This window comes from Acinetobacter sp. Li1LvA2, from assembly GCF_056156705.1.
This window is the reverse complement of sequence record NZ_JBSICF010000005.1, coordinates 87,386-103,453: the sequence shown is the minus strand read 5'-3', so window position 1 is coordinate 103,453 and position 16,068 is coordinate 87,386. Positions and strand designations below refer to the sequence as shown.

Annotated in this window: 13 protein-coding genes; 8 read left to right on the top strand and 5 right to left on the bottom strand. The window is 38.0% G+C overall.

Going from position 1 to position 16,068, the window contains the following annotated elements; all coding sequences use genetic code 11:
• Nucleotides 1-210: 210 nt before the first annotated feature.
• The 8 genes from ACS604_RS11675 to ACS604_RS11640 all read left to right on the top strand — a co-directional run bounded on the left by ACS604_RS11675 (nucleotide 211) and on the right by ACS604_RS11640 (nucleotide 9,121).
• Nucleotides 211-1,698: a TolC family protein gene (locus ACS604_RS11675; protein ID WP_474771846.1), complete on the top strand. Its 1,488-nt coding sequence runs from the start codon at nucleotides 211-213 to the stop codon at nucleotides 1,696-1,698.
• 12 nt (nucleotides 1,699-1,710) lie between these two features.
• Nucleotides 1,711-2,832: an HlyD family secretion protein gene (locus ACS604_RS11670; RefSeq protein ID WP_353155125.1), complete on the top strand. Its 1,122-nt coding sequence runs from the start codon at nucleotides 1,711-1,713 to the stop codon at nucleotides 2,830-2,832.
• A gap of 3 nt (nucleotides 2,833-2,835) precedes the next feature.
• Nucleotides 2,836-3,966 (top strand): ABC transporter permease, encoded by a 1,131-nt coding sequence (locus tag ACS604_RS11665; protein WP_353155127.1) that lies wholly within the window; start codon nucleotides 2,836-2,838, stop codon nucleotides 3,964-3,966.
• Nucleotides 3,963-5,054, top strand: coding sequence for an A1S_2622 family ABC transporter permease subunit (locus ACS604_RS11660; RefSeq protein ID WP_474771845.1), 1,092 nt, complete (start codon nucleotides 3,963-3,965; stop codon nucleotides 5,052-5,054). The genes ACS604_RS11665 and ACS604_RS11660 overlap by 4 nt, the downstream gene beginning before the upstream one ends.
• Before the next feature lie 259 nt (nucleotides 5,055-5,313).
• Nucleotides 5,314-6,108 (top strand): ChbG/HpnK family deacetylase, encoded by a 795-nt coding sequence (locus ACS604_RS11655; RefSeq protein ID WP_474771844.1) that lies wholly within the window; start codon nucleotides 5,314-5,316, stop codon nucleotides 6,106-6,108.
• Entirely contained in the window at nucleotides 6,105-7,085 is a 981-nt protein-coding gene (locus ACS604_RS11650; protein ID WP_474771843.1) for a glycosyltransferase family 2 protein, read from the top strand. Before ACS604_RS11655 ends, ACS604_RS11650 begins: the two co-directional genes overlap by 4 nt.
• Nucleotides 7,085-7,465 carry a GtrA family protein gene (locus tag ACS604_RS11645; RefSeq protein ID WP_151964208.1) on the top strand — a complete coding sequence of 127 codons (381 nt, stop codon included), beginning with the start codon at nucleotides 7,085-7,087 and terminating at the stop codon, nucleotides 7,463-7,465. The genes ACS604_RS11650 and ACS604_RS11645 overlap by 1 nt, the downstream gene beginning before the upstream one ends.
• Nucleotides 7,466-7,474: 9 nt before the next feature.
• A complete protein-coding gene (locus ACS604_RS11640; RefSeq protein WP_312821128.1) occupies nucleotides 7,475-9,121 on the top strand; it encodes a glycosyltransferase family 39 protein in 1,647 nt (548 codons plus the stop codon).
• A gap of 49 nt (nucleotides 9,122-9,170) precedes the next feature.
• Here the strand turns inward: ACS604_RS11640 and gyrA are convergent, their stop codons facing one another.
• The 5 genes from gyrA to ACS604_RS11615 form a co-directional block, all read right to left on the bottom strand.
• Nucleotides 9,171-11,885, bottom strand: coding sequence for a DNA gyrase subunit A (gyrA, locus tag ACS604_RS11635; RefSeq protein ID WP_004790593.1), 2,715 nt, complete (start codon nucleotides 11,883-11,885; stop codon nucleotides 9,171-9,173).
• Nucleotides 11,886-12,290: 405 nt separating this feature from the next.
• Nucleotides 12,291-13,250 (bottom strand): MBL fold metallo-hydrolase, encoded by a 960-nt coding sequence (locus ACS604_RS11630; RefSeq protein ID WP_474771842.1) that lies wholly within the window; start codon nucleotides 13,248-13,250, stop codon nucleotides 12,291-12,293.
• Between the two features lie 90 nt (nucleotides 13,251-13,340).
• The gene (locus tag ACS604_RS11625) at nucleotides 13,341-14,183 is read right to left on the bottom strand and encodes a helix-turn-helix domain-containing protein (protein WP_474771841.1); all 843 of its coding nucleotides are present in this window, start codon (nucleotides 14,181-14,183) and stop codon (nucleotides 13,341-13,343) included.
• Nucleotides 14,184-14,261: 78 nt separating this feature from the next.
• Nucleotides 14,262-15,194, bottom strand: coding sequence for an electron transfer flavoprotein subunit alpha/FixB family protein (locus tag ACS604_RS11620; RefSeq protein WP_016137313.1), 933 nt, complete (start codon nucleotides 15,192-15,194; stop codon nucleotides 14,262-14,264).
• A gap of 17 nt (nucleotides 15,195-15,211) precedes the next feature.
• The gene (locus tag ACS604_RS11615) at nucleotides 15,212-15,961 is read right to left on the bottom strand and encodes an electron transfer flavoprotein subunit beta/FixA family protein (protein WP_474771840.1); all 750 of its coding nucleotides are present in this window, start codon (nucleotides 15,959-15,961) and stop codon (nucleotides 15,212-15,214) included.
• Between the last annotated feature and the right edge of the window lie 107 nt (nucleotides 15,962-16,068).

Genomic DNA, 16,068 nt, shown 5'->3' with positions numbered 1-16,068 from the left:
AAAGATTTTAAGCAAAAAGATCAACTTGACTTGTGATTATAATTTCACATACCTTGATAGATATTAGAAAAAATATTGGCTTAGTAAATTCAATAATTAAAGGAGCTAAAATCAAAATGTTTTTATACAAATGTATAATAAACAATATGATAATTGAATTTAATAACAAGAAATTTAAACTATAAGGGATGCCAGAAATTGTTATTTAAAATGCCAGCACATCGATATAGACAGTCTATTTTTCCCTTTTCATTTAAACCTAAACATATTGCTTTGGCTTTAGGCTTTTTTTTCACTAATCATTTATATGCCCAAAGCTTAAGTTATGCAGAAGCAGAACAACAAGCTTTGAAAAGTTCATATAGTACTCAAGCCAACCAAGCATTACAGCAAGCATCTCAATTAGAAGCTGAAGCCGTAAAGGGCCTCGGATTACCTCGAGTTGATTTAAATGTCAGAGCCTATGCTTTTCATAGTGAAACAGATGTACCTCTTGGCTCTTTTAAACAAAAACTTGAGAATGATTTAAGCCAAGGACTCAATGACAAACTTTCACAGTGGAACAATGTCATTCCATCGGATGTGCTGGGGCAAGTCCAAGAAGGCGCAAATCAAACCATCCATGACGGTATAAATCGCTTTCCCGATTATGCGAATCTGACCATAGAAGATCAGGTTGTACGCCCTTCTATTTCGGTCGTTATGCCACTCTATACAGGCGGCTTAACTAGCAGTGCAAAAAAACTAGCAAATATTCAAGCACAGCGTTCAGAGCTTTCAAGCCAGCAACAACAAGATATACAGCGGTTTGAAGTGGTACAAAGCTATTTTAATGTTCAATTACAGCAGCAACTGGTAGCGAGTAGCTTATTTAACTTTAATGCAATGCAAAAACATTACAGCAACGCCCTAAAACTCGAACAACAAGGATTTATTAGTAAAGGGCAACGCATGCAATTTGAAGTCGCCCGTAATAATGCGGAACGTACTTTACAAAATACTCAAGCCAACTTAAATGCCAGTCGCTTCAGTCTTAATAATCTTTTACATCAACAAAATAATATAGATTTAAGTACGCCACTATTTGTAAATAAGACCCCAAGCCAGTCTCTAGAATCACTTTTAAGCAGTTATTCGCAAAAATCTAGCCTTGTACAAAAAATGCAGATGGATACTCAACTGGCTAATGTAAATATTCAAGCTCAGGAAGCTGCAAAAAAACCAAGTCTTTTTGCTTTTGGTGAATATGCTCTCGATAAAAATGAAAACTGGATTGTCGGCGTAATGGCAAAATACAACCTATTTTCAGGTGTAGATAAAAATAAGAATATTCACGCTGCCGAATTGAAGCGCTATGCCTCTGAACTCATGACTGAACGAACTAAACAAGAGATCGAAGCTCTTTTGAATAAGTCATATAACGAACTTAACTCTGCTCAGCAAAGTCATCAGCTCTTACAAAGAAACGTAAATGCTGCTCAAGAAAACTTACGTATTCAAGAACTGTCTTTTCGTGAAGGAATGGGTACAGCAACCCAAGTGATTGATGCACAAAATGCATTAAGTGCGTTAAAAACTGAAATGGCTTTAAATGCTTATAAATATGTCATGTCACTCGCAACCTTACTACAAAGTCACGGCTCAATTGACCAGTTTAAAGCTTACGTTAATCAACCACATACCGACTATATTCGTTAAGGGGAGTATAAAATGAATCAAGACTCAGCTCATTCAGAACAAGATGCTCCTGTTGCGGATACAGCAGAAACCAACCAAGTTCAAAAAGATGACCAAGCTGGTGATCAGCAAGAATCAAGCACAAATAAAAGTGATTCCACACCACCTAAAAATTCAAAAATTAAACTGATTATTGGTTTGATCATTATTGCCCTATTAGGTTTAATTATTTTTGGTTTATGGAAAAGTTATCAGCCAAAGCCTATTGAACTACAAGGCCGAGTTGAAGCCGAAACAATTCACGTAAGCACAAAAGTTCCGAGTCGTATTGAAGAAATTTATGTACAAGAAGGCCAAAAAATTTCCAAAGGCCAGCCACTTGTTCGTTTAGTTAGCCCGGAAATAGAAGCTAAAAAGCAACAAGCTTTGGCTACCTTACAATCTGCTTTAGCATTTCAATCTACGGTAGATCGTGGTTCTCAACAAGAGAATATCGATACTCTTTATGCCAACTGGCAAAGCACGAAAGCACAAGCAAACCTTGCAAAAACCACTTACCAACGTGGGGAAAATTTATATAGACAAGGGGTAATTTCGCGTCAAAGACGAGATGAAATGCTCGCAGCACAGACCTCTGCTCAAGAATTAAGTGAAGCCTCTTATCAACAATATGCTCGTGCAAAACGTGGCAGTACGAGCCAACAAAAATCTACAGCAGATGCACAGGTTGAAATTGCAAAAGCAGCTGTAGGTGAAGCAAAAGCACTAGAGGAAGAAACACGTTTACTCTCTCCTATTTCAGGTACGGTTTCAAAAACTTACGGTAAGCCTTCTGAGTTAGTCGCTATGGGTGTACCTGTTGTCAGCATTTTAGAAGATGATGATTTATGGGTAAGTTTAAACGTGGGTGAAAATCAATATGCCTCTGTTTATAAAAATAAAACCCTTGAAGGATTCATTCCAGCACTTAATCAGAATGTGAATTTTAAAATTAAGAATATAGATGCTGAAGGTGAATTTGCCACTATAAAAACGACTCGCCAAACTGGAGGTTATGATATTCGCAGCTTTAAATTGCATCTTATACCTGAACGTCCAGTGCAAGATTTAAAAGTTGGGATGAGTGTTCTATTTAAAATTAAAGAAGAAAAATAAAGCATGTTTGCCAGTATATTACGTGAACTAAACTATCTAAAAAGCAACAAATGGGATTTGTGTATGGTGACACTCATCCCTGCTTTTATCATTTTTATGTTTAGCAGCATGTTTTACGCAGGTAAAGCTGAACACTTACCAATTGCGATTATTGATCAGGACCAAAGTGAACTCAGCCGTAATATTGAAAAGTATCTTTCTTTAAATCATACGGTAGATATTAAAACAATTACGGCAAGCTCCACAGAAGCGGAACAACTACTCAATGAAACAAAAATCTGGGGCTATGTTTTCATTCCAGACGGCGCTGAAAAACGCTTTGTGAAAGCGCAAGATGCTCAAATCAGCATTGCATTTAACCAGTCTTTTTTTAGTGTCGGGAATACGATTTCCTCCGCAATGTTGGTCAGCACCCTCAATGCTTTAGCAGACTACGCAGGCCAGAGTTATCTCGCAAATAATATTCCCTATTTAGATGTTCCTACGGCTCATGTCAAAATCTCAACGCTTTATAACCCAAGCATGAGCTATGAGTTTTATTTAGAACCCTTCATGGTTCCAGCTGTATTACATCTATTGCTATGCTGCTGTGTTGCCTTTGCCATTGGACAAGAACTGAAACGTGGCACATTAACATCGTGGGTAAACCGAGAAAGTTTTATTCAAGGCTTATTGGCTAAAAATTTGCTCTATAGCCTTATTTTTTGTTTCTGGACATGGTTATGGATGTTTTGGCTAGTCGAAATCCGTGGCTGGTTTGTAGCGGGTTCTCTTAGTTTATTGCTATCTGCACAGTTCCTACTTTATTTTGCCTACGCTTTGATTAGCAGCACAGTTATTTTAGCAACCAAAAATTTAAGCAAAACTTTTGGCTTTATCGCTGTCTATGGTGGGTCATCTTTAAGTTTCGCAGGCGTTACACTACCTTTGAATAATGCTCCTATTTTTACCAAATTTTGGTCACTCATTATTCCCTATACCCCTTATGCCAAGCTGCAAACTGAACAATGGGTGATTGGAAGTCCAGTTTTCATTTCTATGATTCCTTTTTTAATACTTATGGGTTATTGCCTTATTTATTTCTTCTTAAGTTGTTTGCTTCTTAAAAAACTAATTCAGGGAGCAGCACAATGAAAGAGTTTTTAAATGCATATTTGCAAACTTTTAAAGATATTGTAGGGAATAGTTCAGTTTTCACGACTCTGATTTTATCGGTCATTCTTTATAGTTTTTTTTACCCTACTGCCTATAAAGCTGAGCGGGCAGAATCAATTCCAATCGTAATTGTTGATGAAGAGCAAAGCCTTTTAACTTCTCAATTAATCGGTCAAAGTGCAAATAGCCCACATGTTCATATTGTTACCGTTACAAGCAACTTCTTACAAGCAGAACAAATGGTTCGTGAACAAAAAGCCGATGGTATTTTACTTTTACCAAGCAACTTAACGCAAAGCTTACGCCGTGGAGAAACGGGCGGAATTGGCTTATATTTGAGTACAACGAACTTTTTAAAAACTAAAGAAATTGGTTTAGGCCTAGCTACATCCATTGAAGCCACCTTAAAAGAATATGTCGAAAAATTTGGAGAGCGTACTCATTTCCAACCCGCACTTTCTATCCATCAGGTTCCTTTATTTAATCCCCTTTCAGGATATGGAAGTTATATTTTTCCGGCTGTTGCATCTTTAATTATTCATCAAACCATTGTGTTAGGTTTAGCGATGTTGATTGCAAGCTACCGTGAGCAACACCAAAAAATTACAGCTATTCGCTTCGCTGGAATTTTCGCCAGCCTGTTTACTATTGGTTGTTTAAGCAGTTTTTATCTTTTTGGTTTTACCTTATGGTTCAACGACTATCCACACGGTGGAAACTTCACAGGTTTACTCGTTGCTGTTCCTATTTTTATTAGCTGTGTGATTGGATTAGGCATGTTGATCGGTTCACTTTTAGACATGCCAGAACGTGCTGGACATATTATTGTGTTTAGCTCTGTACCCTTATTCTTATTAACTGGCGCTGCATGGCCACATCAAGCAATGCCTGAATGGCTACAATGGTTCGCGTGGTGTTTACCATCAACACATGGAGTACAAATGTTTGTACAACTTAATCAGATGGGTGTTCCGTTAGCCACAGTTGTACCAAAACTGATATTTCTTACGACAATCGGTCTTATTTTTTTAATCTGGGCATATTCACGTTTAAAAGCCTCCAAGTGAAGAGTTTTCTAAACTTGGAGCATAAATTATATTTTTATTTACTATGAAATCTGATAGATAAAAGTCATTTCTTAAAAATTATTGACCATAAAAATATAAAAAAACCAATAAATTCAAATTATTAATTAGTAACAATTGTCATAAAACCTTAAAAAAACTTTAAGTTGAAATTAAGGAAATTTCTCCATAGTAAAACTGTTTAGTTTTTCAGCAGCCTAAAAGGGTAACTCTGCTACCCTGTTCTATGACGGAATTTGATATGGCAAAGGTATGTTATTGCGCAGATGACTTTGCAATGAATGCAGAGATATCTCATGCAATTATTCAGTTAATTGAAAGAGGAGTACTGCAAGCGACCTCATGTATGACCCAATCTGAACTCTGGGAAACAGCTGCTGCCAAACTTAAACCTTTCTCGAATCAAATTGATATTGGCTTACATTTAAATTTCACTCATGCGTTTACTTCAGGTAATACGGTTTTCTCATTACCAGCACTCATATTTCGCGCATGGTCATCAAATCTTAACCGTGAATTAATTACTCAGTGTATTGAAGAGCAATGGGATGCATTTGTTTCAGTCATGGGAAAACAACCCGATTTTATTGATGGGCACCAACATGTCCATCAATTTCCGTTTATACGAGATATTTTGCTACAGCTTTTAAAAGAGAAAAATTTCACTGGTTGGATACGTAATTTACAACATCCAATTTATCTACCACATTATCGTTTTAAAACTCATATGCTTTCTGCACTTGGCTCAAATGCCTTAGCAAAAGCATGCCAAACCTACCAGTTTAGCCAAAATGAATATTTCGCTGGTATCTATGACTTTAAACAAAATGATTATGCCGAACTGAATCAATATTGGCTTGCTCAAGCAAAAGACCACTTACTGATTATGTGCCATCCCTCACTTTCTACACCAAGTGAGCAAGATCCGATCCAGCATGCACGAATCCAAGAATACCAATATTTTTCTTCTGATCAGTTCCCTCTTGATTGCCAGAAAAATGGCATCCAACTTACTAGACTAGGGGCAATGCAATGAGCACAAAACCTTTTTTATCCTGCGTTGTTCCCGCTTATAACGAAGCCGAGAATTTAAAGACATTTATTCCAGCTTTAGCAAACAGCTTAAAGCAACAAAATCTTAGCTATGAAATTATTGTGGTCGATGATGGCAGTAAGGACGATACTATTACGATCTTGCAAACGATGATCGAAGATTATCCTTTAGTTGTGCTGGAATTATCACGAAATTTTGGTAAGGAAGCTGCTTTAAGCGCAGGTTTAGACCATGTAAATGGTGAAGTTGCACTACTGATTGATGCTGACTTTCAACATCCTTTTGAAGCAATTCCGACCATGATTAACCTTTGGAAAAATGGTTATGACATGGTGTATGGCATTCGTAATCGTACCACTGAATCATGGTTAAAACGAACCTTAACCCACGGTTATTACCGCATATTAAACTTAAGCTCGCCTATTGATATTCCTGAAAGTGCTGGTGACTTTAGACTTCTAGATGCAAAAGTTGTCGAGGCGATTAAACAATTACCAGAAAAAAATCGCTATATGAAAGGTCTATATGCTTGGGTCGGTTTTAAAAGTATCGGAATCAATTTCTCGGAGCAAGAACGTCAACATGGTCGCTCTAGTTTTAACGTAAAGTCATTATTCAATCTGGCAATGTCGGGTCTAACTGGGTTTTCAGATTTACCTTTACGAATTTGTATTTATCTAGGTGCCCTATTGGCTTTAGGCGCTATGAGTTATGGTGTCTGGATCATTATTAAAACTCTGATTGAAGGAATTTCTGTACCTGGTTGGGCAACTCTTGCAGCAGGTATGACGCTATTAGGTGGCATTCAATTGTTATTCATTGGAATTTTAGGTGAATACATTGGCCGAATTTATGCAGAAGTTAAAAATCGACCAAAATATATTGTTTCAACCGAACATTCTCGTATTAAGCAAGAACACCCAATTACTCACTCCGAAAATACGTTCTCTAGTTTCTAATGTTTGCACATATTTTTCAGCTTGCCCGGTTTACCACGACTGGGGCCGCAGCGGCACTTACACACTACAGTATTGTCATGCTCTTATTTAAACGAAACATTGCATTGCAGTATGCCAATTTAGTGGCCTTTCTACTTGCCTATTGGGTGAGCTATTTTGGGCATCGTATTTTTACTTTCAAAGCTCAGCATATTTCTCATCGACGCACACTACCCAAATTTACATTAGTCGCTGGATTAGGTTTTTTATTCAATGAGAGTTTTCTCTTACTTTCTAATTTGTATTTCAGCGCCCCTGTTTCAACATTGGTTTGTGTGGCTATTGTCCTGACTTCAATTGTGACTTTCTTGCTTAATCGTTTTTTTGCATTTCAACATTAAGGATTATGTATGCAGCAATGGCTTCGTAGTTCCAAATTCTTATTAATATTTTTACCGATTTGGTTGTTTGTTCTGTCTTGGATAAGACCTCTCTCTGTGCCAGATGAAGGACGCTACGGAGATATTAGTCGATCTATGTTTGAGTTGGGAGATTGGTTGATTCCCCGTATCAATAGCTTGCCATTTATGCATAAACCCCCTCTATTACACTGGTTAAGTTCTATATTTATGGAACTGTTCGGTATGCATATTTGGGTGTTGAGATTAGTTCCAGTGCTAGCAGCTACACTCATGCTCGTCAGCCTATTCTTATTCGTTAGAAAGCACATTTCAGAACGTGTAGCACAACTTACTGCCATTATTTTAGGCACCAATTTACTGTTTTTTGGTAGTAGTGAATATATTAACCATGACCTACTGCTTGCTTCATGGATTACAGTCAGTGTTTTATGTTTTGTTGATTTCACAATTTCAGCACGCAAATCTATTTTATTTTTAGGATATTTTGCAGGCGCGGCTGCGTTCTTAAGTAAAGGCCTGATTGGTGTGTTAATTCCCGGTATGATTCTCTTACCGTGGTTGCTTTACACCAAACAATGGAAAAAAATCCCGTCATTGCTTAACCCTTTGGCGATTTTGCTATTTATATTATTGGTTAGTCCATGGCTCTATGCAGTTCAACTTAAATACCCTCAATTTTTACATTATTTCTTTATAGACCAGCAATTTAGTCGATTCAGCTCAAAAGAGTTTAATAATAAGCAACCATGGTGTTTCTATCTGCTTATTTTATTTGTCAGTTTTTTACCGTGGATTCTTTCGAGTAGATTTCAATCTATTAAAGCCGTATTTCAAAATTATAAGAAATCCGCTTTACTAGCCTTACTTGTATGGTGGTTTATTTCTGTTACGGTTTTCTTCTCTATTCCTCCATCTAAGCTAGCTGGCTATATTTTACCAGCTGTGCCCCCGCTCGCTGTTTTCTTGGCTCTTGTTATCAACCATGTAATTAAAAGTGACTATAAAACCAAATTACAGGTTTGGGGTTTACCTATATTTATTATGTTTGTTGGAATAGGTATTGCTGCTACACCGCATTTTATACGTGCACATCAACCCTTTTTCCAAAACCAAGCGGTATTTATTTATATCATTGGCGCGCTATTGGTTATGCTTCCACTGGCTCTAGTCTGGTTATATAAAAAGCAGAAATTAAACTATTTAAACTATATTTTTATAAGTTTAATTGTTCTGTGTAGTTCAGTCCCATTTGCCGTTCGTATTTTAGATACCAAAAATAATGTGGGAGAAACGAGTTTTTCTGAATATATGACACCATCAACAAAAATAGTTTTCTACAATTACTATTTCTATGATGTGCCTTTCCTTTTACAGCTAAAACAACCTGTATATATTGTGAATCAATGGGATACAGTACATTCAGATAGTGCTTCTTTAGAAATTAAAGATGGTTTGTTGTTTGAACCGCAACGTAAAAAATACTTATGGAGTGAGCAACAGCTTCAAGATGCTTTAACGCAAAAGCAAGATTTGATTGTCGTAAGTCAGCCTAATAATTTTGCAACTAAAGATCCATCTGTTAAAACACTACATTATCGAAATTATGATGTGTTTATTTTTAATAACTCCAAATAAACCATAAAAAAAAAGGAAGCTTGCGCTTCCTTTTTTATTTAATTAAGACTTACTCTTCTGACACATCATCATTCGTAGAAACTGCATCTTCACCATCTACTTCTGAAGTATCAACTTCTCCTTCGAGAAACTCTTCTTCATCTTCGACAGCTTCAATAGACACAACACCCACTAAAGTTTCTTCTTCGCTTAAACGAATCAGACGAACACCTTGTGCATTACGACCTGTCATTGCAACTTCAGCAGCACGAGTACGAACTAATGTACCACCATCAGAAATAAGCAACAGTTCTTTGCTTTCATCAATAGATACTGCACCTACAAGCTCACCATTACGTTCACTTGTCTTAATCGCAATAACGCCCTTACCACCACGTTTTTTGGTTGGGAAGTCATTTACAGGAGTACGTTTACCATAACCATTGGCACTCGCACACAACACTTCGCCCGTTTCAGGAACAACAACAAGCGATACGATGCGACTTACGACATTTAAATCTGCTGAATCTTCGTTGTCATCAGATTCATCATTTTCAACTTCTGCATCTTCTTCACTTAAAGTGCTGCTTGCAAAGCTAACACGCATACCACGGACGCCTTTAGCAGTACGACCCATTGAACGCACGTCAGTTTCTGCAAAACGAATTGCCTTGCCTTCATTCGAGAACAACATGATCTGCTGATTACCATCAGTAATCGCAACACCAATCAAGGTATCTTCTTCATTCAGTTCAATTGCACGTAAGCCATTTGAACGAATGTTAGCAAACTGCTCCAAATCAACACGTTTAACCGTACCAGAAGCTGTGGCCATAAATACATAATGGTTTTCTGGGAATTCAGTTAACGGCAAGATAGCAGTTACTGTTTCATTCGCATCTAAAGGTAACAAGTTTACAATCGGGCGGCCTTTAGCACCACGTGATGCTTGAGGTACTTCAAATACGCGAAGACGATACACTTTACCTACGTTAGTAAAGCAGAGTACAGTCGCATGATTTGAAGCCACGATCAGATGTTGAATAAAGTCATCATCTTTCATTGAGGTTGCAGACTTACCACGTCCACCACGGCGCTGAGCCTGATAGTCTGAAAGTGGTTGAGTTTTTGCATAACCTGTTTGTGAAACCGTTAATACAACTTGTTCTTCAGGAATTAAATCTTCACGGCTAAAATCAATACGTGATTCAATAATTTCTGTACGACGACCATCACCATACTGTTGTAGTACTTGCGCTAATTCTTCACGAATTACAGCCATCAATAAATTGAAATCATTAAGAATTGCCGTAAGTTCAGCAATTTGACCTAAAATTTCAGTATATTCTGCATGTAATTTGTCTTGCTCAAGACCCGTTAAACGATGTAAACGCAATTCTAAAATTGCACCCACTTGCGTTGGTGATAAACGGTAAATTGATTCAGTTAGACCAAATGGACGATCTGGGTTTTCACCTTCGATTTCATCTGGGCGAACAGAAATAGCACCAGCTTTTTCAAGTAACGAAATAACGCCACCACCAGCCCACTCACCAGCTAGTAAACGCTCGCGCGCTTCAGCTGGGTTAGCAGAAGTTTTGATGGTTTCAATAATTTCATCAATATTGGCTAAAGCAACAGTTAAGCCTTCTAAGATATGACCACGTTCACGAGCTTTACGCAATTCGAACATGGTACGGCGTGTCACTACTTCTTGGCGGTGACGAATAAATGCCGCAATAATATCTTTCAGATTCATCAATTTTGGTTGTCCGTTATCAAGACAAACCATGTTGATGCTGAATGAGTTTTCAAGCTGCGTATTTAAGAATAAGTTATTTACAACGACTTCTGCGTTTTCACCACGTTTTAAGTCAATTGCAATACGCATACCATCTTTGTCAGACTCATCACGAAGCTCTGAAATGCCTTCAAGTTTTTTCTCTTTAACTAACTCAGCAATACGTTCAATAACTCTTGCCTTGTTAACTTGATATGGAATTTCAGTAAAGACGATGGTTGTACGACCTGTCTTTTCATCTTCTTCGAAATGGTATTTACCACGAATGTGTAGTCGGCCTTTACCTGTACGGTAAGCATCAACAATACCTGATTTACCGTAAATAATACCGCCTGTAGGGAAATCAGGACCAGTAATATATTCCATCAATCCTTCAATCGAGATATTCGGATTGTCAGCATAAGCTAAGCATGCATTCACAACTTCTGTCATGTTATGCGGTGCCATGTTAGTTGCCATACCTACGGCAATACCAGCAGCGCCATTAATTAACAGGTTAGGAACACGTGTTGGAAGTACCTGAGGAATACGCTCAGATCCGTCGTAGTTATCTTCCCAGTCAACTGTGTCTTTTTCTAGATCTGCAAGAAGCTCGTGCGCTAACTTAGTCATACGGACTTCGGTATAACGCATTGCAGCCGCGCTATCACCATCGATCGAACCGAAGTTACCCTGACCATCTACCAATAAATAACGTAAGCTAAAATCTTGAGCCATACGTACAATAGTTTCATAAACAGCTGAGTCACCATGAGGGTGATATTTACCGATTACGTCCCCAACAACACGTGCAGATTTCTTGTAGGCTTTGTTATAGTCATTGCCCAATTCGTGCATGGCAAATAGCACACGACGGTGAACAGGTTTCAGACCGTCTCTCACATCCGGCAATGCACGAGATACGATTACACTCATTGCGTAATCTAAATATGAATGCTTGAGTTCATCCTCAATGGCAATCGGTCGGATTTCCGATACGCTCATGCATACTCCTTCTTACAGATAGAAATTTCCATCTGCTAATATGTCTTGATCTTGCAAAAAATTTAGTTCTGAAAACTGAACTAAAATCGAAAAAAATATAGCTGTATAGTATAGCACAAACTGCTCGTTAACTGGGAGTTTAGCAATCTGAAAATAGCATTTTTTTACAATAAAAATTTCATTAGAATTAATAAGTTAAAATTAGAGAATTCTAGTTTTAAATGTATTTCTTAAAACTCAACAGTTCGACCAAAATATAGACAACACAAAAGTGCTCTCTTTAGAGCACTTTTCATCTAATCTTAAAAACAAAACTTAGTTTATTAGCCAAAATAAATAATATTTAGCTTAAATATACTTGCCTTGTTGTAAACCTATTATTCTTTTAATAATAGGTTTGAAATGTCATTTTGTAGGCTGATATTGAGCAGGAATCCACTGATATCCTTTTGAGCCTTTACCAATGTGTCCAATGCCAGGAAAAGCGATATGTGCTGCCCCTACCCACCATTGGTTTTTATAGGCTTGTTCAAAAATACTTTTACGAACAGCTATAGCCTGATTCGAGTGAGTATCGGGTTTGTAGCTTGCTTCAGGATAAGGAAACTGTACTGCACCATAATGCACAACATCACCTAGACCTAAGAACTTTTGACCGTTTTTTCCATCTACTAAATATGAAGAATGACCTTCAGTATGACCATGAGTAACGATGAGTTGAACATTCGGTACGTTAAAAGAAGTTTTTGTAAAAGCAACGAGTTGCCCTGCCTTTTGATATGGCTGCAATGCATCTCTCGTCATTTTAAATATTGGCTTAAAAAAATTGGTAGCTTTTGCTTCATTCACTGGCGATGTCCAAAAATCTACATCTTCTTTAGCCAGATAAACTTTCGCATTCGGATAAGCCATTTTGCCATCAAGTGTAATACCGCATAAATGATCAGGATGGGCATGTGTAATCAAGATGGTATCTATTTGTTCAGGCTGTACGCCTGCTTTCTTTAAATTTTCACGCACATGGCCCAAGGTTGGACCAAAACATTTTGCAGTGCCAGCATCAATTAAAATATTTTGTGTGGGTGTTTGAACAAGATAGGCAGAGAAATCTGTGACAATTTGATTATGCTCATCTACAGGAACAAAGTTTTCTGCAAACAATCGATTGGCTTTTTCAGCTGAAATACCCAATAAATCACTACGAGGTAATCCCAACTCGCCATCAAACAATGCTGTTACCTTAAGGTTTCCTACTGGTTGTAAAAAATAACCATCAACTTGATGTACTCTTGGCGTTTGTTCCGCATGTATGACTGTACTGGCACTCAGTAGCAATAATATCGTAAGTGATTTTAATGATTTCATCATAGAGTCCTTGGTATCTTCATACTTTAACTCTATTCGTTTTTATCTATTTAAATCGCTCAATAAGCGATAAGAAACGCTCAAATTGACTTATTCAGCAGCTAGCACAGCAGGATCTATACCATAACGCTCTACAAAGCGATCACGAAAAATAGCAACAGACTGGTATCCAGATTTTGCTGCAATAGTTTTCATAGGTAACTTTTTCGAATACAACAACTCAAGTGCAGAAGTAAGCCGTGCATGCGTAATCGTTTCTCTTAAGGTTGTATTTTCATGGCTAAGCTTGCGGCGAAGTGTGGCACTGCTCAAACCTAGTCGTATTTCAAACTCACTAGACTGCCAATGATGCTGTGGATTCTCTATGACCCAATCATGAATGATTTTTGTCAATTTAGGTGGCGGTACAATTAACACATCTGAACAATGCTGTTGGCATAACTGTACAAGTATGGCGGTAATACATAAACGTGCTTTCACCACGTCATGATTAAATAAAGCCGTTTGCCACTCAGCTAAAGATATAGCGAAATCATCAATTGAAAACTTTAATATTGCTTCAGTTCTGTCTACAACTGGCTTAGCCCAAATCATTTGTGCAGCTTGAATGACTTCGTCACACATAGGCACCAGAATAGTGAGATATTCACCCGTTATAGGGTCAGGCAGATTAACTGCATCGATAACCGTATCGGGTTTTATAATGTATAGGTCACCGGCATTAAAATTGATTTGTTTTGTTTGAAGATTTAATTGTTGTTGCCCATATAAAATAAATCCCATGTGCAACTGACTAACTTTAATATTGGATAGTCCATGCTGATTTTTCGAACGAATACATAAATAATCTCGCGCCATATCTGCCCGTGCTAATCTCACAAGTGATTGATGCAATTGGTGGGCCTCTATGGAAGCGGAATAATTAATATTCATAATGATGATCTAAATAAAAAAACGCCCTTGGCTATTTATAGCACAAGGGCGTTTTTCGAATAAGTGACAAGCTGTAAATTACAACTTGCTTACTAACTCTGGTACTACAGTGTTCAAATCACCAACTAACCAGTAGTCAGCAACACTGTTGATTGGCGCTTCTTCGTCTTTGTTGATCGCAACAATAACTTTAGAATCTTTCATACCAGCTAAATGCTGGATCGCACCAGAAATACCTACAGCAACGTAAAGGTCAGGTGCAACGATTTTACCAGTTTGACCCACTTGGAAATCGTTAGGTACGAAGCCCGCATCAACTGCCGCACGTGAAGCACCTTGTGCTGCACCAAGCTTGTCAGCTAATGGATCAAGTACTTTATGGTAGTTCTCACCAGAACCAACACCACGACCACCAGAAACTACGATACGAGCCGCAGTTAATTCTGGACGGTCAAGTTTCACGATTTCTTCAGATACAAAGTTAGAAATACCTGCATCTTTCGCTTCACTTACTGCTTCAACCGCAGCAGAACCACCTTCAGCAGCTACTGGATCGAATGCAGTACCACGAACTGTACCTACAATGATTGCTTCGTCAGATTGAACAGTCGCAATCGCGTTACCTGCATAAATCGGACGCTTGAATGTATTTGCAGATTCAACAGAAATAATGTCTGTGATCATGCTTACATCAAGAAGAGCAGCAACACGTGGAAGAATGTTCTTACCAGTCGTTGTAGAAGCAGCTAATACGTATTTGTAACCTTTAGCTAAATCAGCAACTAAAGCAGCTACGTTTTCAGCTAACTGGTTTGCATAAGCAGCATTGTCAGCAAGTAAAACTTTGCTTACACCAGCAACTTTAGCAGCAGCATCAGCAACTGCCTGAGCACCAGAACCAGCAACTAATACAGTAATATCACCACCGATTTTTTGTGCTGCAGCAACAACGTTTAAAGTAGCACCGTTAAGTACTTGGTTGTTGTGATCAGCGATAACTAAAATACTCATGATTTTATCCTTCCGTATTAGATCACTTTCGCTTCATTTTTCAATTTTTCAACAAGCTCATCTACAGATTTCACTTGTACGCCAGCTTTACGTTCTGCTGGAGCTTCAACTTTAACAGTTTTAAGCTTAGTACCAGCTGTAACGCCATAATCAGCAGGAGCTTTAGTATCAAGTGGCTTCTTACGAGCTTTCATGATGTTAGGCAATGCTGCATAACGTGGCTCATTCAAACGCAAGTCAGTTGTAATGATTGCAGGAAGTGCCAGTTCAACAGTTTGTAAACCACCGTCAACTTCACGAGTTACTTGTACTTTGCCGCCATCAACTTTCACTTCAGAAGCGAATGTACCTTGGCCCGCACCTAATAATGCGCCAAGCATTTGACCTACTTGGTTAGAGTCATCATCAATTGCTTGTTTACCAAGAAGGATAAGTTCTGGTTTTTCAGCATCAACAACACCTTTTAAAATTTTAGCAACTTCTAAAGCGCCAATTTCATCAGTGGTTTCAACTAAAATACCGCGGTCTGCACCCAAAGCCATTGCAGAACGGATTTGTTCTTGAGCTTCTTTAGGACCCACAGAAACAACAACGATTTCTGTTACTGTTCCTTTTTCTTTTAAGCGAACCGCTTCTTCCACTGCGATTTCACAAAATGGGTTAATTGACATTTTAACGTTAGTTAGGTCAACCCCACTATTGTCCGGCTTAACACGAACTTTGACGTTGGCATCAACCACGCGTTTTACAGCAACAAGAGCCTTCATGTAATCCTCGGCTGTTCTAGCAAAAGTAAATGTTGAGAAAAGTATATTAACTCTTCAATTAAAATTTTTTAGGTACCCTATCTTGCAATGTGTTTGGCATTTCGGTC